Genomic DNA, 19,132 nt, shown 5'->3' with positions numbered 1-19,132 from the left:
CGCTCAACGGTGCCATTCCTTGCTGGCCATGAATGTTGACCGGGGGTTGGCACATTCCGATGTTGGCGCTAGCTTTGACCGCAAGCGCCCCAGCAAGGGGGTGCAGCAAAGGGAGAAATCAGAATGAAAAAGATCTTGAGCGGCTCTGCTGTGGCCGCCTTGTGTGTTGCGTTCGTGTCCGAGGCAGCCGCAACTGAATGGAATGCTTCGGTCTGGGGCAAACGTCGTGCGTTCACCGAGCATGTTGAGAAACTGTCTGAGTTGGTCAGCGAAAAGACAAACGGCGATTTCACCATCAATGTCAGCTACGGTGGTCTGTCCAAGCCGCGCGAAAATCTGGATGGAATCGAAATTGGTGCGTTTGAGATGGCGCAGTTCTGTGCCGGATATCATCGCGACAAAAACCGCGCGATCACCGTTCTGGAACTGCCGTTTTTGGGCGTGAACAACCTGGATGAGGAAGTTGCCGTCAGCCACGCGGTTTACGATCACCCTGCCGTCAAAGATGAGATGGCGCAGTGGAATGCGCGTATCATCATGACCTCACCCATGCCGCAGTACAACATTGTCGGAACCGGCGACCCGCGTGACGAACTTGCCGAGTTCGAAGGCATGCGTGTCCGCGCCACAGGCGGTCTGGGCAAGGCATTCGAGGCGGTAGGTGGTGTGCCGACCTCGGTTCCTGCAACCGAAGCCTTTAATGCAATGGAGTCCGGTGTCGTTGACACGGTCGCCTTTGCTCAGCACGCGCACCTGTCTTTTGGCACCATCAACGAAGCAGATTGGTGGACGGCTAACCTGAACCCCGGCACTGTGAATTGCCCGGTTGTGGTCAATATCGATGCCTATGAGGCACTGCCGGCTGAGCATCGCGAGGCGTTGGACAGTTCGATCGACGAAGCGATTGATCACTATCTGGCCAATTATGGGTCGCTGCTGGACCAGTGGGACAGTGTTTTGGATGAAAAGGGCGTCGCAAAGGTACAGATCGATGATGCGGTAATCGCAGAGTTCCGCACCAAAGCTGCCGATCCCATCCGGGCACAGTGGATTGAGGATATGTCCGCTCAGGGTATCCCTGCGCAGGACCTGTATGATCTGGTCCAGTCCACGCTGGAACAGCAACGCAGCGGTAACTAAGCACAAAATCCGGGTGCTCATCGGGGCATCCGGACACCAATAAAAATACAGGGGAACACCGCAATGGCAGGACAGGCCACGGTGCTTGAAGACAACAGCCTCCTGAGTTCTTTGGACCGTAAGTTGTTAAGGTTAGAGCGGTTTCTGGCTCTGATCAGCGGCCTTGCCGTGTTCAGTCTTATGGTTCTGGCGGTTGTCTCGGTCAGCGGACGCAATGCGATTAACGCGCCTTTGCCCGGTTATGTCGACTGGATCGAACAGGCGATGCCGCTGATTGCATTTCTGGGCATTTCATATGTTCAGCGCGATGGCGGTCATATCCGGATGGACATTGTCATCTCACGCCTGCACGGGCGGGCGCTTTGGTTGTTCGAGCTAATCTCGGTCCTTCTGATCCTGGTGTTGATGCTGGCCTTGGTCTGGGGCAGTTGGTCCCATTTTGACCGCTCGTTCGATTTTGGCGCGCCGATGTGGAGCCGGGACAGTTCAATCGACATCGGTATCCCGCTTTGGCCGGCCAAACTGCTGGCACCTGTGGCGTTCTCGGTGCTTTGCCTACGGTTGTTACTTCAGGTTTGGGGATATGGTCGCGCGCTGATCGTAGGGGCCGAAAGCCCGGTAGCGGTTCCACTGATCCAGGACGCCGCCGCACAAGCCGCCGCCGAGGCTGAGCAATTCGAAGGGCAGGACTAGCACATGGACTCGATTGAAATTGGCTTGTGGGTCACAGGTGGCCTGCTGGTTCTGGTTTTTACCGGAATGCGCGTGGCCTTTGCGGCGGGTCTTGCGGGGCTGGTTGGGCTGGTTTGGATTTTCTGGGCCAAGTTCGGATACGATCCGGATCGCTTCGGCAAAGCATTAACCGTCGCGGTAAAGACGGCGGGGCAGGTGCCACATTCCAAGGTTGCGGCCCATACACTCAGCCTGATCCCCACCTTTATCCTGATCGGTTATCTGGCCTATTATGCGGGGCTGACTCGCGCGTTGTTCGAGGCCGCTAAACGTTGGGTTGCGTGGGTGCCCGGAGGGCTCGCGGTTTCGACTGTGTTCGCCACAGCCGGGTTCGCCGCCGTTTCCGGCGCGTCGGTGGCAACTTCGGCGGTGTTCGCCCGGATCGCTATCCCCGAGATGCTGAAGGTTGGTTACAACAAACAGTTCGCAGCCGGAGTGGTCGCAGCGGGCGGTACACTTGCGTCCCTGATCCCGCCATCCGCGATCCTAGTGATCTATGCGATCATCGTGGAACAGGATGTGGGAAAACTGCTGCTCGCCGGGTTTATCCCCGGTGCATTCTCTGCCGTTGTGTACGGTCTGCTGATCGTTGGCATCGCGGTTGTGTTCAAAAACGTGGGTCCACCGGTAACAGGTTTCACCTGGAAGCAGCGTTTTGCGTCTCTGCCGGGCGCGTTTCCGATTGTCGCGGTGATCCTGATCATCATCTGCTTTGTCTATAACCCGTTTGGAGAAAAGGCTTGGGGCACTCCAACCGAAGGCGGGGCTATCGGTGCCTTCATCGTCTTCTGTTTTGCCCTATTTCACGGAATGCGGTGGCCCGAGCTGAAGTCGGCGCTGCTGGAAACCGCCAAACTGACGGCCATGATCTTCACGATCATCTGGGGGGTGCTGATCTACGTACGGTTTCTGGGGTTTGCCGATCTTCCGGGCGCGTTCTCGGACTGGATCACTTCGTTGGAAATGTCGCCGATGCTAATCCTGATCTGTATCCTGCTCGCTTATGCGGTCTTGGGCATGTTCATGGACGCCATTGGGATGCTGTTGCTGACATTACCGGTCGTCTACCCGGCGGTCATGGCCCTGAACGGGGGTGAGACGGTCAGTGCCGCCGAAAGCGCCTTTGGCATGTCAGGTCCGATGTGTGCGATCTGGTTTGGTATTCTGGTGGTGAAAATGGCCGAGTTTTGCCTGATCACGCCTCCTATTGGCCTGAATTGTTTCGTCGTTGCCGGGGTGCGCCCGGATTTGAGCGTTCAGGACGTGTTCAAGGGCGTTACGCCGTTCTTCATCGCCGACGGCGTAACGATCGCGCTGCTCGTGGCGTTTCCCGGTATCGTACTCTACCTGCCGTCATTGGCCGGATAGAAAAAGCCCCCGGTGGTGAACCGGGGGCTAGTCGACGTGAAGTGCGGGTTCTTCAGCTCGCCCGCATCAGCATCCCATACAGATCCCTTGGATCATCCGGATCGGCCAACATGTCTAAAGGTTCAAAGAAATCAGTGTCTTTGATGGCGGACTGAACGTAACGCAAGGCTGAGAAATCTTCGATCGCGAAGCCAACACTATCAAACAGAGTGATCTGTCGGTCGTCGCGTCGGCCCTTGGCCTGACCGGTCATGACCTGCCACAATTCGGTCACCGGGTGATCCTCGGCCAAAGCCTGAATTTCGCCCTCGATGCGTGTTTGTTCCGGGTATTCGACGAAGATGTCCGAACGCAGCAAAATATCGCGGTGTAGTTCGGTCTTGCCGGGGCAATCACCGCCAATTGCATTGATGTGGACGCCCGGTCCAACCATGTTGTCGGTCAGGATCGTTGCGTTTTTCTTATCTGCGGTGCAGGTCGTGATGATCTGAGCGCCTTCGATGGCGTCCTCGGGTGTTTTGCAATGCACCACCGTCAGACCGGAATTTTTAAGGTTTGCCGCGCATTTTTCGGTGGCCGCATGATCGGTATCGTAAAGGCGCACAGTGTCGACCCCGCACATGGCCTTGAACGCCAGGCATTGGAACTCGGACTGAGCGCCATTCCCAATCATCGCCATAACACGCGATGAATTGGGTGCCAGATAACTGCCGACAAGGGCCGAGGTTGCCGCCGTGCGGAGGGCGGTTAGCATCGTCATCTCGGTCAAAAGCGTAGGGTAGCCGGTATAGACGTCGGCCAGAAGGCCAAAGGCTGTCACGGTCTGCAGGCCCTCGGACGTGTTCTTGGGGTGCCCGTTGACGTATTTAAACCCATAGGCCTCACCATCCGAGGTTGGCATCAGTTCGATTACGCCCTGGGGAGAATGCGCCGGAATGCGAGGGGTCTTGTCAAAGCTCTCCCAGCGTTTGAAGTCGGATTCAATCTGAGCCGCGATCTGAGTGATCATCTTTTCAAGCCCGATATGGTGCACCAGCCGCATCATGTTGTCGACGGATACAAAGGGCACAAGCGCCTTGTCAGAAGGTTGCATCATGGTCTCCTATCGGCGGGAAAGGTGGATACCGGCGATCATGCAACGTACTGATCCTCCGGCTGTTTCAATGGTTGGAACCGACAACGGAAGCAGAGTGGCACTGTCTTCGATAATGTCGGTCTGTTGGGGCGTCAGCGCATCTTTGGCGCGGCTGGAAAGAGCTAGCACGAGGCCATCACGACCACTAAGCTCGATGGTGTTTCCAGCAAAGTTTGCGATCTGGTCATGGGACAGATCGATGACGGTGCGACCGGATTCTTCCAATCGCGCCTGCACGGCCGCGCGGCGTTCGGCATCGATGATCATGTCGAGGCAGATCAGTGCATAATGTGTGCCGATCCCCATCAGGACATTGGTGTGATAAACGTCTCGGCCTGCGTCGTCCCTAGCTTCGAACGCGATGGGTTCGTAGTTGAAGTTCGTGCAGAACCGCTCCAACAAAACGGGATCAGCGCGGTTTGACTTGACCGTGTAAGCGATGCGGCCGACGTGATCGAGAACCATTGCTCCGGTACCTTCCAGTGCGAGATCGTCCTGTTCCAGCCCCGAATAATCGATTACGTCCTGAACGCGGTATTCCTGTTTCAACAACTCGATAACATCTGTGCGACGTTCGCGTCGACGCGACGGAACAAACATCGGATAGATTGCAATGTGTCCGCCGGGATGTGTCGAGAACCAGTTGTTGGGAAAGACACTGTCCGGCGTGTTTTGTTGGCCGTGATCATCAAATACATGAACTGTGACGCCTGCATCGCGCAGTTGTTCGACTGCGCGATCATGTTCTTCGCGCGCGGCTGCTGAAGTCGCTTCGGCGGATCGGTGTGCCAGTGTCTGAAACGCATTGTCATGGCGAGTCTCTGGGTTCGACACAAACTCATGCGGTCGAACCATGACGACAGCGGAAGGAGATTGAAGGGAATTCATCAGAAACTCCGGGTCGGGCGGTCGAAGATGCGGCGGCCCAACAGGGACGCGGCCAGATCGACCATCAGTTTTGCGGTTCGTCCACGTTCATCCAGGAACGGGTTCAGTTCGACCAAATCCAGCGAGCAGACGAGGCCGCTTTCGTGCAGCAGTTCCATCGCCAGATGGGCTTCGCGTTCGGTCGCGCCACCGGGAACAGTGGTGCCAACAGCGGGCGCAATTGAAGGGTCCAGAAAGTCGACGTCCAGCGAGACGTGCAGGATACCGTTTGCTGCGCGTACTCGGTCGAGGAACGCGATCAAAGGTGCCTTGATGCCGTGCTCATCAATGCTGCGCATGTCTGCCAGCATGGCCTGATCCTGTTCCAATCGTGCACGTTCAGCCGGGTCCACGGAACGCAGACCAATCATGCCCACGCGGTCCGTTGGAATCGGCGCAGCCAGCGGAGGGAAGGCGTCAAACCCGGGTTGCCCGGTGAAATAGGCAACCGGCGTGCCGTGCAGGTTGCCGCTGCCGGTGCTGTCAGGTGTATGAAAGTCACTATGGGCGTCAAGCCAAAGCACAAATAATGGTCGCCCGATCCCGCCGGCATGTGCTGCCATCCCGGCAACTGTGCCCATGGACAAGGCGTGATCGCCGCCCATAAAAATCGGCAGTCCGTTCGGCGCGGTATCCTGTGCGGCGCGGCTCAGGGCGCTGGTCCAGCCGATGCACTCGGGCAGCGCCACAAGGTGTGGATGCTCCGGTACATCTGACGGATCGGCGCTGACATTGCCGATATCCGACACCTGGTGCCCGAGGTCAGTCAGAGCTTGTTCCAGACCGGCCACCCGGTAGGCATCCGGGCCCATGCGGCACCCCTGACGACGCTTACCTGCGTCCATTGGTGCGCCAACCAATATTACATTTTGCGTATCCATATGACTATCTAGACCCTCGTGATGGCTTGCGAAAAGACAGCAAAATGTTCAAAATGGCATTCGGATAAACGAAATGAGAAGCAGTCATGGACGATTTGGATAGCAGGCTGCTCAGCGCCTTGCACCGGGATGCAAGGGCGTCCCTGTCCGAGCTCGCCGAAACGCTGGGTGTGACGCGCACTACGGTTCGCAGCCGCCTGCAGCGCCTCAAACAGTCCGGTGAAATTGTTGGGTTCACGGTACTCACACGTCAGGACGTGGCGCAAAGCCCGGTGCGCGGCTTGATGATGCTGGAAATCGAAGGCCGCGGGACGGAGCGCACAATGGCCCGAATTGCCGCCATGCGTCAGGTGCGTGCTGTTCACTCCACAAACGGAAGCTGGGATCTGATCGCCGAAATCTGGACCGAAACACTAGCCGAGCTGGACGAGGTGCTGTTCCAGATTCGCCGTATGGAGGGGATCACTAAGTCCGAGACCAACCTGCTGCTGTCCACCCGCAAAGGTCGGTTGTGACCCCCGTAGTGCTTTGAGCCTGAACGAAAATGTGCAAAAGTTGGCTTGCGCGTTTCGATCGTGCAGAGTGTGATCGCGCCTGAGAGCAGGGACAAAGCATGGCAACTCATGAAAATGTCGAAGAACTCTGGGCTGTACGCCTGGCCGAACGGGTTTCGGGGTTTCTTGAAAAGCCCCTTGTCCGGATCGCGATACCGATTCTGGTCACGCTTATTGCCCTGACCGTCCTGCACGAGCTGTCTTCGCACGTCAAATGGGCTGATGTAAAAACCGACGTCGCGAATACATCGTGGAAACTGATGTTTTTCGCCCTGTGCTGGACGGCTGTCAGCTTTTTATCTCTCTCACTTTACGATGTGTTTGCCGTGCAAAGTGTGGCAGATGGCGAGGTCCCTTTGCCTGTCGCAGGCATGGCTGGCGCCTGTGGCTATGCCGTGTCGAATTGCCTTGGGTTTTCCTACATCACCGGCACGGCGATCCGGTATCGGATCTATGCGTCTCTGGGTCTTGATCTGGGGCGGGTCGCGGGGGTGATTGCCACTTCGTGGATCGCATTCTGGTCAGGTTTCATTCTGCTTCTGGGCGGGTTGCTAACCTTTCATCCGGATGGCGTGTCCAAGGTTCTGCCCATAAGTGACACGGTCGAAACCGTGATAGGGTTGTGCCTGCTTGTTGGTTTTGCAGCCTTGTTCATTTGGCTCTCCAAGGGGGGCCGCAGACTGGCCACCGGTGGTTTGGGCTTCAATTTGCCGGGCGGCAAGTTGCCGGGATTGCTGACGCTGGCGGCTGTGGGTGACCTGTTTGGGGCGTCCATGACGCTGTACGTGTTGATGCCGGATGATCTGGGGGTCGGGTTTCCGTTCTTCTTCACCGTTTACATTGGCGCCATCGCCGTTGGAATTTTAAGCCACGCCCCGGGTGGGATTGGCGCGTTTGAGGCTACTCTAATCGCCGGGCTTGGGGCGTCGGGTCGGTCTGACGTGATCGCGGCCCTATTGCTTTATCGGTTGATCTATACCTTCCTGCCGTTCGCCATTGCGACGCTGTCTATCGCGGTGGCCTCGGTCCTGACGCATCGACATCACATCGGTGGCGCGGCCACGTGGGTTTACCGCGTGATCCGTCCGATTGTTCCGATGGTTGCGGCCGGAGTTGCCGCTGTGGCGGGTGTCATTCTGCTGGTGTCCGGGGCGTTGCCTGCAGGCAGCGAGAACCTTAGCGCATTGCGGGACTTTCTGCCTTTGTCCTTCGTTGAAGCCTCGCATCTTGCCGGAAGCGCTGTCGGCGTTCTACTGATCCTTATTTCACGCGGCCTGTTCCGCAAACTGTACCGCGCATGGATAGTGGCCATGCTGCTGATGGTTGCTGGGTTCGTCGCATCGCTGACCAAGGGTCTCGATACGCACGAAGCGATCAGCATGTTGGGCACAATCGCCTTGCTGGCTACGTTCCGCGGCGCGTTTTACCGGGTCAGCGGGGCGTCGATATTCCGCCTGAACATCCCGTGGCTGGTCAGCGTGGTCGCCTTGCTTCTGGTCGTCTTTTGGGTCGGCCTGTTTTCCTATTCCCATGTTGAATATCAGAACGCCTTGTGGTGGGAGTTCGCGTGGAACGGTGACGCCTCACGCTTTTTGCGATCCAGTCTTGTGGTGGCGGTTATCCTTGGCGTGGTGGCCGTGAATTCATTGTTCGGGCGCGAGGTTCCTGAACCTGTCCGAACGGAGATCCCCGAGGTTGTTGAACGTCTGGTCATGGAAAGCGAAGACACCGAGTCGCAGATTTCACTGACCGGCGACAAGCAATTCCTGATTTCACCGGACGATGACGCATTTCTGGCATATGCCGACACGGGCAATGCGCTGATCACCAAGGGGGAACCGGTTGGGGATGAAACCGCCGGAAAGCAACTGATCTGGCAGCTGCGCGAAATGGCCGACCGCGAGGGCAAGTTGTGCGCCTTCTACAGCGTATCAACTAAGTACCTGCCGACGTTTCTGGATCTGGGCCTGTCTATTCTGAAGATCGGAGAGGTCGCGCGCGTGCCGTTGAAAGATTTCTCGCTGGATGGCAAATCTCGAAAGCGGTTCCGTCAGGCCAAGAACCGGGCCGAACGAGATGGGTATGTATTCGAGATCATACCGAAGGACAAAGTGGGCCCTGTGTTGCCCGAATTGCGCAAGATTTCAGATGACTGGCTGGAGCATAAGGCTGGTGAAGAAAAGGGCTTTGCCTTGGGCGGGTTTGACGATGAATACCTGTCCTATTTCGATTTTGCGGTGCTGAAGAAGGCAGATACGGGAAAGATCGTCGCATTCGCCAACCTCTTCCAAGGCGGGAACAAGTCCGAATTGTCGTTGGACCTGATGCGGTATGAGCCGGACGGGTCGAACTTTATCATGGACGCCTTGTTTGCCGAGATGATGACCTGGGGGGCAGAGCAGGGGTTCCATTGGTTCTCGCTAGGGGCGGCACCGTTTTCGGGAATTGAGAACCGGCAACTGGCGTCTTTCTGGAACCGCGTCGGAGGGTTCGTATATGAGCACGGCGAGCAGTTCTATCACTTCGAAGGGCTGCGATCTTTCAAGCAGAAGTTCGATCCGGAGTGGAGCCCGAATTACCTCGCCAGCCCCGGTGGGCTGGCAACACCACGTATTCTGTACGAGGTGAACATCCTGATTTCAGGCGGTTTGCGCGGGCTGACGAAGTAACACTCAGTTCAGACTGGCGCGGGTCGGGGTTTTCTCCAGCAGATCGCCCCAATCCGTGCGATATGCCATTTCGGCCAGAACGGTTTCTGGCAGGAATTCTTGGTTCTGCCGGATCTGCCAGCCGCCTCCCAATCCCTTGTAAACCGCAACCAGATTGCTGGAAACCTGCTGGCGGGCCTGAATCAAATTAGCCTGAGACCGCAGCAGGGCTGTTTGGGTGTTCAGGATACGCGAATAGCTTGCGATACCGTCCCGGTACTGGTCGATGGCGATATCAGCCGCTTTGCGCGACGCCGCGACGCTTTTTTCATAGAAGCCAACTTGCTTGCGTGACTGGGCATAAGCCACCATCGCGCTTTCAACCTCGGAATAGGCGGTCAGGACGGTGTTCTGGTAATTGGCGATCAACGCCTGATAGGCCGCATCTTGTGCGCGGACGTTGTTTTTGATCCGGCCATAGTTGAGCACGTTCCAGACCACTCCGGCATTCGCGAGCCCGGTGGTGCTGCCTGCTGAAAACAAATCCTGCCCGCCCGAGGCCTGCAGGCCAATTGCACCTGACAGGATGAATTGCGGATAAAGGTCGGCCAAAGCGATCCCGACCTGCGCTGATTGCGTGGCTGCTGCCAACTCTGCCGCGCGAACGTCCGGACGGCGGCGCAGAAGTTCGGCGGGGACGCCAACGGACACATTCGTACGTGCAGAGGGGATCCGCCCGGAATTGCCTAGTAGGCTGGTCATGCGGGAAGGGGTGGTTCCCAGCAGCACGGCCAAAGCATTTTTGGCCTGTTGAAGATCACTTTCAATCTCTGGCACCAAGGCCTTGGTATTATTCAGCAAGGCCGTGGATTCCTGCACGTCCAGCTCGGTTGTTACGCCATTGTCAAACCGCAGTTGGGTCAGATCGGCAGATTCCTGTTGCAACTGGATGTTGTCACGCGCCACGGCCAGCGACTCCTGCAAGGCACGAATGTTGACATAAAGCGCCGCGACATCGCCGGTCAGCGTGACAAGCGCATCATCATAATTGGCCACTTGGAGCGCCAGATTGGATCGCGCGGCCTGAACGCCCCGACGTTGCTGGCCCCAGACGTCCAATTCCCATTGAGCATCAAACCCGACTTGCGAGGTCGAAAACTCGGTGTCCAGCGGGATGATCCGGCGGATATCGGAAATCGGTCCGAGGTTGTCGCTGACCTGACGGCGTTCAATGGATGCGCCGATGGCCTGTGATTGCGGATACAGCTCGCCAAACGCAATGCCCAACTGCGCGCGTGCCTGCAGAACGCGAGCACCGGCAACCTGCAGATCAAGGTTCTGGGCATAGGCTTCGGCTATCAGTTTGTTGAGAGTGGGGTCGTTGAACGTCTCCCACCATTTCACCACAGGCGCACTGCGCGAGGTCAGGCCGCTTTGGACTGCGCTTGGGGTGTTGACCTCAATCCACTGCTTCACGACCGGAGAGTTCGGGCGCACGAAGTCCGGGCCAACTGGCGCACAACCGACTAGAAGGGCGGCGCATAGGGCTGTACCCATCAGTCGGCGGTAAAGTCTGGCCGGGGTCATCATTTGCGTCCTTAGATATCCAATGGTCGAATGAAGTTGGCGAAGGAATAGAGACGAATGTTGATCCGTCGCAGAAACTCAAAGCTTTTGCCTTGACCGGTATAAATCGCCACGGCCGCGTGACCACCGGCAGGGAAGGTGTGCCCGTCCGGGATATCGACCGAGATTTGCACGGCAATGCGTCCGGGCAGTTTTGGCAGCTCAAACCCCGGCAGGCGGCCAGACGGCAAGTACTGACCTTGTCGGGTTGCCCACCAGATTGCCTCGACCTTGCCGGTCAGGATTTCACCCGGATACAGATCAAGAGCAACTTCAACGGGTTGGCCAACCTCGACAAATTTCAGGTTCTGTTGTCGGTAGGTCGCAAGAATATAAGGGTTATCTTTGGTGACAAAACTGGCAATAGCGCCCAGACGGATATCGCCGACGACCAGACCGGGACGCGCCTGTTGGGACACGATCATGCCGTCTTCGGGGGCGTAGATTGTTGTGTTGTCCAGAAAATACTGGGCCTTGTCTAATTGCGCCTGTGCCTGAAGGATGCCGGTGTTCACGCCGTCAATCTGGGAATCTAGCGCAAGCTGAGCCTTTTCCAGATTTGCCGTGGCCTCTTTGACCTGAGCCTGATCCTCAGTCACCTGTTCGTTCCAGCGATCTAGCTCGTCCTGCCGCGCACCACCTGCGGGTACAAGATTTTCGTATCGGGCTTGCTGCGTCTGTGCGTAGGCAAGTTGAGCGTTGGCACGCTCAATGGCTTCCCCTGCGGCAATGACGTCCTGTTCAAGGATCTTGGCGTTCTGCTCGGCCGCGACCAGTTGCGCTGTGGCTTCCTCAACCTCAAGCGCGAACACAGTGTCGTCGAACCGATACAGGGGATCGCCCTTTGTGACTTCGGTATTTGGCTCGACCAGTACCTCAGTCAATATCGTCGGTTCGGTCAGCCGTGGGACGATCTGGATGGTTGAGCGGACCACGTGGCTGTCGATAGAGAACGGCTGGAAAAACCGAAGGGCGACAAGAAAGATCAACAGCAGGTGCGCACCGACCCAGAAGGATACGATGCCCCACATGATGTTGAACTTCAGCCACTGGAACTTGAAGAAGATAAGCCAGACAAAAATGATGTAGAAAAGCGTAATGCCGAGGGCGACAAACATATTTTGTAGTTTCCTTTGGCGTTAGCTCTTTTGCGTCTCTTCCGGATCCAGCGGGTCGCGGTATTCTTCCGTCAACTCACCACCCAAGCGCTTGATTTCTTTGCGAACCGCCTCACGCTCATCAGCGGGCATGCGGCGGATATCGACCACCGTTCCATCGTGGAACGCCCAAATGAATGCATGGACCCAAGGCACGATGGCGAGAAACCCCATCCAGCCCATGATCTTTATAGCCTCGGCATGGGGGTGATTGCGTTTGATCGCGATGCGGCCCGGTAGTCCCATCACGAATAGAAACAGCGCCATGACGGCGGCCAGTAGCAAAATCAACGCAACAAATGTCAGGTAGTCGTAATAGCCCAGTGGCTGCCCAAGTAACCCCATGTTTGTGCCTCTGTTCGGGAAGGTTATCCCATCCTCAGTTGTTGGAGCCCAGTTCGTCAATCACTTTGTAGCTGGTTGGCGGGTCGGCGCAAATGCCAGGACCACATTCAAGCAGTGTCGAACCGGCATTCAGAACAGCCAGACCAAGCATGATGAAGAAGGCAGTTTTGGCCAAGGTGCTTCCACCGAAACGAGGCTGATCCGAAGTGTCGTCAGCGTATTGGCGATCAAACAGCAGCATAACCGCGGTGCCCAACAGGATCAGGAAAAAGCAAATGGCGGCCCAAGTGTAGTAGTGCAGCCCCAACACGGGCGAGCCGTAATGACCCGTGCCGGGAACGATATGCAGTAGGATCTGGCGCACCGATACGCTGCCGCCATAAAGCGCTGCGATTAACATCAACGCATAGTGCTGCGGCCGCGCGCCGTATAGCAGGTTCAAGCCCAGCCCAACGCCCACGGCGACAAAGCCAACGCGTTGCAGCAGGCAAAGTGGACAGGGCAGCTCGTAAAGCGTCAGTTGGTAAACAAAGGCCAAAAGCAGCACTAGACTGACGGCCAGCATGCCTATGGAGTTCAGGGTTCGGGACAATTCTGGTGTCATCATCGCCCCCTACAACTGAATTGTCAGTTGGCTGGTGGCGTGGAATTTCAGCCAGTACACACTCAACGCCAGCGTGAAGAAAAATAGAGCATTGGCTGCCGTTGTTTGTCGAAAATAATTCAGCCCCATGGTGGCTGTAAGTAACGCGAATAAAAGCGCTATCATGGCCCGGTTCTCCCCTTCCGTGCAACGACCGCAATATCGCGATACTGTCAGGCACTGGGAGGTCTGGCAAGAAAACTCTTACCCAGTTCACCTTTTAGGAGAACTACTTAGGGGGTCATTGGCACACGCGAAGGTCGGTCTTCCACGCCTGACACCTCTTGCTTAGGCGGTCCGTCAGAGGCCGGTCGGTGTAGAACGTGTCGATCTCAGCCAATGAGGTGATACGCGCGGGGGCTGCACGCTGAAACTTTGAATGATCGGCCACAAGAAAGGTGCGCCGTGTCTGGGCCAGGATCGTCTGGCTCACTTGGACCTCTTGAAAGTCAAAATCCAATAGGTCGCCATCGGCATCTAGTGCCGAGCAGCCGATGACCGCATAGTCGAACTTGAAGTGCCGGATGGTTGCGACCGTCAGATTGCCGACCAACCCGCCATCCGATCTGCGCAGGACACCGCCAGCAACGACGATTTCGCAATCGGTGTTCTCGGCCAGAATATTGGCGACATTCATGTTGTTTGTGACAACCATCAGGTTTTTGTGGTTCACCAATTGGCGCGCAACCGCCTCGGTCGAGGTACCGATGTTCATGAAAACCGACGCGCCGTCCGGGATGTCTCGGGCGCAGGCCGACGCAATACGCGCTTTGGCCTCATCGTTCAGGGCGCGGCGATCCTCATAGCCAATATTGGAAACGCCCGAGCGAATTACGGCCCCGCCATGAACCCGGTCCAGCTTCCCCAGATCCGCCAGCTCAGACAAGTCGCGGCGTATGGTCTGAACCGTGACCCCGAACTGAGCGGCTAGGTCATCCACCATCACACGGCCATCCTGTCTGGCGATGTTCAGGATGTCTGACTGGCGAAAGGAAAGGGACATGGTCGGCTCCGAAACGGTGTGGGTTCGTTTTTGTTCTAATTTCGAAGGGTTTCCAAGAGATCTGTTTGGCCACACTTTTGAAACGCTTCGATTTGTGGTGATAAAACGAAAAAAAACGAAAGTAAACGTTGACGAAACGCGCGTTCATCGGGTTAATGAGCCCGGTTTTTCCAACAAAGAGAATCATCCGGACATGGAACGGCACACGGACAAGGTCACGGACCTTTTCATCATTGGTGGTGGGATTAACGGGTGCGGAATAGCGCGCGATGCGGCCGGGCGCGGATTGTCCGTGACATTGGCCGAGATGAACGATCTTGCTTCGGCGACGTCATCGGCCTCGACCAAGCTGTTTCATGGCGGCTTGCGGTATCTGGAGTATTTCGAATTCCGTCTGGTGCGCGAGGCGTTGATCGAGCGTGAAACACTACTGCGGGCGATGCCGCATATCAGCTGGCCGATGCGGTTTGTATTGCCGTATCACAAGGATATGCGGTTTGATTCTGAAACGCCGACCTCGCGACTTCTCAGCACCGTAATGCCTTGGATGAAGGGACGGCGCCCGGCGTGGCTGATCCGTCTGGGCCTGTTCATGTATGACAATCTGGGTGGGCGCAAAATCCTGCCGGGGACAAGCTCACTGGATTTGCAAAGCGCACCGGAAGGCGGGCCGCTGCAGGACAAGTTCCACACAGCCTACGAATATTCCGATTGCTGGATCGAGGATTCCCGGTTGGTGGTGCTGAATGCCCGCGATGCTGAGGCACGTGGGGCGAATATTCTGGTACGGACCGAAGTTCTGGCGGCCAAACGTGTTGATGATCTGTGGGAGATCACTATGCGCGATAAGCAGAGCGGCGAAACGCGGGTGGTGCAGGCCAAAATGCTGATCAACGCGGGTGGCCCCTGGGTTGGGGACATCATCCAGACCAAGATCCACATCAACTCTCGTGAAGGTGTGCGGCTGGTGCGCGGCAGCCATATCGTGACGCCTAAGCTCTATGATCACGACAAATGCTATTTCTTTCAGGGTGAAGACGGGCGCATCATTTTCGCCATACCCTATGAGCGCGATTTTACGCTGATTGGCACAACGGACCAGGATCACCCAGACCCGGCAGAGCCCCCGATCTGTACGGAGACTGAGCAGGACTATCTGTGCGCGTTTGCCTCGAAGTATTTCCAAAAACCGGTTACGCGCGACGACATCGTGTGGACCTATTCTGGTGTGCGTCCGTTGTATGACGACGGGGCCAGCAGCGCCACCGCGGCGACGCGGGATTATACGCTGAAAGTTGACGCGCAGGGTGGGGCGCCTGTGCTGAATGTCTTTGGTGGCAAGATCACCACCTATCGGCGCCTCGCCGAGAGTGCGATGGACAAAGTGTCCGAGCACTTCCCCGATTTTCCCGGCCCCTGGACTGCAGGCGTTTCGCTTCCGGGCGGCGATTTCCCAGTTGGTGGCGTACCGGATTTGGTCGAGGCACTGTTGGCCGACTACCCGTTTCTGGACCGTGTCCGGGCGCAACGTCTGGTTCGCGCCTATGGCACTGAGGCCAAGACAATTTTGGGCGACGCCAAGTCCGTATCGGATCTGGGCGATGACTTCGGTGCAACGCTAACCGCGCGGGAACTGGCGTGGCTGATGGATAAGGAATATGCGCGCACGGCCGAAGATGTTGTCTGGCGCAGAAACAAGATGGGTCTGCGGTTAAGTGCCGAGCAGATCGCTGGTATTCAAGGCTGGATGGATCGCAAAGCCAAACCCGTCGCAGTGAACGCCTGACCAAAAAAGTAAAAAGCCCCGCCAGTTTGGCGGGGCTGTTGTTTTGGATCACGCGGCCTCTTCTGATGGGCCCGGATCGTCTTTGGTTCCCTTGATCCATTCCCGCATCCCCTGCAGCAGAGCGTAAAGGACCGGCACTAGGATCACGCCGACCAGAGTAGCTGCCAGCATCCCGCCGAACACGGCGACACCGATGGCTTTCTGGCTGGCAGCACCCGCGCCACTGGCGGCCAGAAGCGGCACAACACCCAACAGGAAGGACAGGGCGGTCATCATCACCGCGCGGAAACGCTGAAAGGCGGCCTCTGCTGCGGCGTCTTTGACCGACAACCCGTTGGCGCGTTGTTCCATCGCGAATTCAACGATCAGAATACCGTTCTTCGAGGCCAACCCCACAAGCATGATCATCCCGATCTGCGTATAGAGGTTGATGTCGCTTCCCACGATAGCCACGGCCGCCACCGCCCCGAACAAAGCGACGATCACCGATAGCAGGATCGACACAGGCAAGGTCCAACTCTCGTATTGCCCCACAAGGAAAAGGTATCCGAACAGGATCGCCAGACCGAGGATGATCACAACCAGACCACCGGTCGCCAATTGCTGCTGCGCGGTCCCGGTCCATTCAAAGGCATAGCCCGGGGGCAAGGCAGTCGTGGACTCCTCGGTCATGACATTGATCGCGTCACCAGTGGATAACCCAGGCGCCGGAACCGCCGTTACGGTCGCCGAACGGAACAGGTTGTGACGTTTCAGCAGGACCGGACCCAGTACGTTTTCGACATCAATGAGCGTACCCAGAGGCACCATCTCACCCTTGGTCGAGCGCACATACAGGTTCGAGATATCGTCGACATTATCGCGATACGAACCGTCGGCCTGAATCATCACGCGATACACGCGCCCGAACAGGTTGAAGTCGTTCACATAGTAGGACCCCAACTGCGCCTGCATCGTCTGGAACACCTCAGCCACCGAGACTTGCAGTGTCTTGGCCTTTTCTCGATCCAGATCCACGAACAACTGAGGAACGTTGGCCCGGAATGTGGTGTAGGCCTGCCCGATTTCCGGTCGTTGGTTGGCCGAATAGACGAATGAACCAACTGCAGACGCCAGGTCCTGAGGCGTGCCGCCTCCGGTCTGCTGCACCTCCATCTCCACGCCTGCCGAGTTGCCCAGACCTTGAATGGGTGGTGGGTTGAACGCGATTATCGATGCGGCAGTTTCACCATAGGCAATCGCCAGAACTTTCTGCAGGATTGCATCAGCGCTCAGGTCATCCTCTTTCCGTTCATCCCAGTTGTCGAGGTTCACAAAGATCGCGGCACCGTTTGTCGTCGTGCCGTTCAGGATCGAGAAGCCGTTGATCAGAACTGTGCTTGCGACGCCGGGGATCTGTTGGATCTGTGTGTCGACACGTGCAGTGACCGTTTCGGTCCGTTCCAACGTTGCGGCGTCTGGCAGTTGCACATCCACGAACAGATATCCGTTGTCTTCCAGCGGAAGGAAACCACTCGAAGTGTTGGACATGATCGTGCCTGTGCCCATGGCCAGCGCAACGATGATGCCCAGACCGATGATCGGCAGGATCAGCAATTTGCGTACGATGGCGACATAGCCACTGCGAACGCTACCGATGAAGTTTTCGAACACCGCCAACAGCCCTTTTGGCGGGCCGGACCGTGCTTGCAACACCAGACCGCACAACGCAGGCGACAGTGTCAACGCGTTGATTGACGAGATCACCACAGCGGTCGAGATTGTCACAGCGAACTGCGAATAAAGCCGTCCCGAGATGCCGGGCATAAAGGTGACTGGTACGAACACCGCCAACAGAACCAGCGTGGTTGCAATCACCGGACCGGTGATCTGCCCCATGGCCTTGCGCGTTGCCTCAGCCGGTGGAAGCCCTTCGTCGGCGATAATCCGTTCGACGTTTTCGACCACAACGATCGCGTCATCCACAACGATCCCGATGGCCAGCACCAGCGCGAACAAAGAGATCGTGTTCAGCGACATACCGAAAAGCAGCAAGAACGCGAATGTCCCGATCAACGACACGGGGATCGCAACCGCCGGAATGATCGTCGCGCGCCAGCTTCCAAGGAAGACAAACACGACCGAGATCACAAGGATGAAGGTCAGGATCAGGGTCGTGACCACGTCATTCAGCGACTGATTGACAAAGTCCGTGGTGTTGAAAGGTACGGCGTATTCCACATCCGTCGGGAAGGTTCGGGACAACCGCTCAAGCTCGGCCTCGACTCGGTCCGACACGGCCAGCGCGTTCGCGCCGGGTGCCTGGTAAATGCCGATCACCGTGGCCGGGACACTGTCGAAATAGCCCGAAGCCGCATAATATTCTGCACCCAACTCGACCCGCGCGATGTCCTTGACCCGTACGATTGAGCCCGCATCTCCGGTTCGGATGACAATGTCGCCGAACTCTGCGGCCGAGGTCAGGCGGCCCTTGGTTTTGATCGTGTATTGAAAAGTCTGCCCTTCCGGGACCGGAGGAGCGCCGATGGAACCGGCCGAAACTTCGACGTTTTGTTCCCGAATTGCATTAATCACGTCACCCGGAGTGATGGACAAAGCAGCCATCTGATCCGGGTCCATCCAGATCCGCATGGCGTATTCAAGATTGGTCAGAACGTCGGCTTTACCCACACCCTGAACACGCGCTAGCGCGTCTTTCAGGTTGATCGAGGCATAGTTGGACAGAAAAACACTGTCGTATGTCTCATTCGGCGAGGTCAGCGTCACCAGCAACAGCATGTTGGTGGATGCTTTTTGAGTGACCACACCAGATGAGGTCACTTCGGCAGGCAGGGACGACATTGCCTGAGCCACGCGGTTCTGCACGTTGACCGATGCGATATCCGGATCAGTGCCCACTTCGAACGTGACGTTGAGCGAATAGGATCCGTTATCTGCCGAGGTCGACGTCATGTAAATCATGTCGTCCACACCGTTGACCTGCGCCTCGATCGGGGCGGCGACGGTGTTTTCCACGGTTTCGGCGTTGGCGCCAGTGTAGGTAGTTGTCACGCTGACCACCGGTGGCGTAATGTCCGGGAACTGAGCGACCGGCAGAACCAAATAGCCGATGCCGCCCATGATCGTAAGGACAAGCGAAATAACTAGAGCCAGCTTGGGCCGGCTAATGAACAGAGCTGAGAACATC

General features: G+C 57.1%; 16 protein-coding genes. 6 read left to right on the top strand and 10 right to left on the bottom strand.

Annotated elements, in window-relative coordinates:
- Nucleotides 1-123: 123 nt before the first annotated feature.
- The 3 genes from dctP (at nt 124) to DHN12_RS03190 (ending at nt 3,240) form a co-directional block, all read left to right on the top strand.
- Nucleotides 124-1,140, top strand: a complete 1,017-nt coding sequence (gene dctP, locus DHN12_RS03200) for a TRAP transporter substrate-binding protein DctP (protein ID WP_058273822.1) — start codon at nt 124-126, stop codon at nt 1,138-1,140.
- 63 nt (nt 1,141-1,203) lie between these two features.
- Nucleotides 1,204-1,833 carry a TRAP transporter small permease gene (locus DHN12_RS03195; protein ID WP_058273821.1) on the top strand — a complete coding sequence of 210 codons (630 nt, stop codon included), beginning with the start codon at nt 1,204-1,206 and terminating at the stop codon, nt 1,831-1,833.
- A gap of 3 nt (nt 1,834-1,836) precedes the next feature.
- A complete protein-coding gene (locus DHN12_RS03190) occupies nt 1,837-3,240 on the top strand; it encodes a TRAP transporter large permease (RefSeq protein WP_108858838.1) in 1,404 nt (467 codons plus the stop codon).
- A 52-nt stretch (nt 3,241-3,292) separates the two neighbouring features.
- Here DHN12_RS03190 and DHN12_RS03185 read toward each other — a convergent pair whose 3' ends face one another.
- From DHN12_RS03185 to rocF, 3 genes are read right to left on the bottom strand one after another with little or no spacing between them, the layout of a single operon-like run.
- Nucleotides 3,293-4,336, bottom strand: coding sequence for an ornithine cyclodeaminase (locus DHN12_RS03185; protein WP_108858837.1), 1,044 nt, complete (start codon nt 4,334-4,336; stop codon nt 3,293-3,295).
- A gap of 6 nt (nt 4,337-4,342) precedes the next feature.
- The gene (gene ctlX, locus DHN12_RS03180; RefSeq protein WP_108858836.1) at nt 4,343-5,263 is read right to left on the bottom strand and encodes a citrulline utilization hydrolase CtlX; all 921 of its coding nucleotides are present in this window, start codon (nt 5,261-5,263) and stop codon (nt 4,343-4,345) included.
- Complete coding sequence (gene rocF / locus DHN12_RS03175) at nt 5,263-6,183, bottom strand: arginase (RefSeq protein WP_108858835.1); 921 nt, start codon at nt 6,181-6,183, stop codon at nt 5,263-5,265. Before rocF ends, ctlX begins: the two co-directional genes overlap by 1 nt.
- A gap of 86 nt (nt 6,184-6,269) precedes the next feature.
- On the opposite strand from rocF, the gene DHN12_RS03170 reads away from it, so the two are divergent.
- Both DHN12_RS03170 and mprF read left to right on the top strand, forming a co-directional pair.
- On the top strand, nt 6,270-6,698 hold the full coding sequence (locus DHN12_RS03170) for an Lrp/AsnC family transcriptional regulator (protein WP_058277712.1): 429 nt from the start codon (nt 6,270-6,272) through the stop codon (nt 6,696-6,698).
- A 98-nt stretch (nt 6,699-6,796) separates the two neighbouring features.
- Nucleotides 6,797-9,406, top strand: coding sequence for a bifunctional lysylphosphatidylglycerol flippase/synthetase MprF (gene mprF, locus DHN12_RS03165; protein WP_108858834.1), 2,610 nt, complete (start codon nt 6,797-6,799; stop codon nt 9,404-9,406).
- Between the two features lie 3 nt (nt 9,407-9,409).
- Here mprF and DHN12_RS03160 read toward each other — a convergent pair whose 3' ends face one another.
- From DHN12_RS03160 to DHN12_RS03140, 6 genes are all read right to left on the bottom strand, one after another.
- Nucleotides 9,410-10,972 (bottom strand): efflux transporter outer membrane subunit, encoded by a 1,563-nt coding sequence (locus tag DHN12_RS03160; protein WP_108859094.1) that lies wholly within the window; start codon nt 10,970-10,972, stop codon nt 9,410-9,412.
- Between the two features lie 11 nt (nt 10,973-10,983).
- Nucleotides 10,984-12,129, bottom strand: coding sequence for an HlyD family secretion protein (locus tag DHN12_RS03155; protein WP_058273814.1), 1,146 nt, complete (start codon nt 12,127-12,129; stop codon nt 10,984-10,986).
- 21 nt (nt 12,130-12,150) lie between these two features.
- On the bottom strand, nt 12,151-12,513 hold the full coding sequence (locus tag DHN12_RS03150) for a DUF3302 domain-containing protein (RefSeq protein WP_108858833.1): 363 nt from the start codon (nt 12,511-12,513) through the stop codon (nt 12,151-12,153).
- A gap of 34 nt (nt 12,514-12,547) precedes the next feature.
- A complete protein-coding gene (locus DHN12_RS03145) occupies nt 12,548-13,117 on the bottom strand; it encodes a disulfide bond formation protein B (protein WP_108859093.1) in 570 nt (189 codons plus the stop codon).
- Nucleotides 13,118-13,126: 9 nt separating this feature from the next.
- Nucleotides 13,127-13,282 (bottom strand): DUF5993 family protein, encoded by a 156-nt coding sequence (locus DHN12_RS24590; protein WP_199528470.1) that lies wholly within the window; start codon nt 13,280-13,282, stop codon nt 13,127-13,129.
- A gap of 115 nt (nt 13,283-13,397) precedes the next feature.
- Nucleotides 13,398-14,159: a DeoR/GlpR family DNA-binding transcription regulator gene (locus tag DHN12_RS03140; protein ID WP_108858832.1), complete on the bottom strand. Its 762-nt coding sequence runs from the start codon at nt 14,157-14,159 to the stop codon at nt 13,398-13,400.
- A gap of 193 nt (nt 14,160-14,352) precedes the next feature.
- On the opposite strand from DHN12_RS03140, the gene glpD reads away from it, so the two are divergent.
- A complete protein-coding gene (gene glpD / locus DHN12_RS03135; protein ID WP_108859092.1) occupies nt 14,353-15,945 on the top strand; it encodes a glycerol-3-phosphate dehydrogenase in 1,593 nt (530 codons plus the stop codon).
- Nucleotides 15,946-15,993: 48 nt separating this feature from the next.
- Here glpD and DHN12_RS03130 read toward each other — a convergent pair whose 3' ends face one another.
- The gene (locus DHN12_RS03130; RefSeq protein WP_108858831.1) at nt 15,994-19,131 is read right to left on the bottom strand and encodes an efflux RND transporter permease subunit; all 3,138 of its coding nucleotides are present in this window, start codon (nt 19,129-19,131) and stop codon (nt 15,994-15,996) included.
- Nucleotide 19,132 lies beyond the last annotated feature (1 nt).

The sequence above is a fragment of the Ruegeria sp. Alg231-54 genome, assembly GCF_900143525.1.
In the GTDB taxonomy this organism is placed as follows: Bacteria; Pseudomonadota; Alphaproteobacteria; order Rhodobacterales; family Rhodobacteraceae; genus Ruegeria.
Note: the sequence above shows the minus strand (reverse complement) of the source record. Positions and strands in the feature narration are given on the sequence as shown.